Annotated in this window: 1 protein-coding gene; it reads right to left on the bottom strand. The window is 47.4% G+C overall.

Features of this window, described 5'->3' with window-relative positions; all coding sequences use genetic code 11:
- Positions 1–399: peptidase dimerization domain-containing protein (locus ETC05_RS17530; RefSeq protein ID WP_368668053.1), on the bottom strand; the 399-nt coding region annotated here is incomplete at both ends.

The following is a 399-nucleotide window of genomic DNA, read 5'->3' as shown; positions in this document are numbered from 1 at the left end:
TCAGTGATCACGCCATGAATGTTGACATCTTTCGGCAAATGAAGACGCAACCCATTGATCCCATTAAAAACTTGGATCAATGCCTCTAACGCATTAATGCCTTTCTCTGGTGCCGCTGCCGCATGGGATGCCCGACCATAAAATTTGATATCGACAGGATCATTAGCCAAAGATGCGGTGGTTTTGCCATAGCGATAAGCTGGATGCACGCACAATGCAGCATCGACATCCTCAAAAAATCCTGCACGCACAAAACTGCCCTTTGCTGAGCCATTTTCGCCCCCCTCTTCACCAGGAGTACCATAAACGCGGATTTCTCCTCCTAGTTCATCTACATAAGGTTGCAACGCACTAGCAGCCAATACAGAATAAGTTCCAAAGAGATTGTGCCCACAGGCA

The organism is Geobacillus sp. BMUD, assembly GCF_013096845.1.
GTDB lineage: Bacteria > Bacillota > Bacilli > Bacillales > Anoxybacillaceae > Geobacillus > Geobacillus vulcani.
Note: the sequence above shows the minus strand (reverse complement) of the source record. Positions and strands in the feature narration are given on the sequence as shown.